This is a genomic window from Pantoea sp. E956-1 (assembly GCF_982223955.1).
In genome coordinates, this window is sequence record NZ_CEUYZP010000041.1 from 1 (window position 1) to 500 (window position 500).

Below are 500 nucleotides of genomic sequence, written 5' to 3' on the forward strand. Positions count from 1 at the left end.
GGGCCGATATAATGCGGCCCTTTGCCGTCGCTTCGTCTAATGACGTTTCGAACAGGCCTTTGGCCGCAGCCTCCGTGGAAGAACCTAATGAAAAGCGCAGAAATCCGTGAAGCCTTCCTTCGCTTCTTCGAAGAGCAAGGCCACACCCGTGTAGCCTCCAGCTCTTTGATTCCGGGCAACGACCCAACCCTGCTGTTCACCAACGCGGGGATGAACCAGTTCAAGGACTGCTTCCTGGGCCAGGAAAAACGTGCGTACACCCGTGCCACCAGCAGCCAGAAATGCGTGCGCGCCGGCGGCAAGAACAGTGACCTGGAAAACGTCGGTTATACCGCGCGTCACCACACGTTCTTCGAAATGCTCGGTAACTTCAGCTTCGGCGACTACTTCAAGCACGACGCGATCACCTTTGCCTGGACCTTCCTGACTGGCGTGCTCAAGCTGCCGAAGGAAAAGCTCTGGGTCACTGTCTACGCCACCGACGACTAAGCGTATGACAT

General features: G+C 56.8%; 1 pseudogene. It reads left to right on the forward strand.

The features are described 5' to 3' along the window. Window positions 1-87: 87 nt before the first annotated feature. A pseudogene (locus tag AC0T7J_RS25140) lies at window positions 88-486 on the forward strand (alanine--tRNA ligase-related protein); the annotation flags it as partial. Between the last annotated feature and the right edge of the window lie 14 nt (window positions 487-500).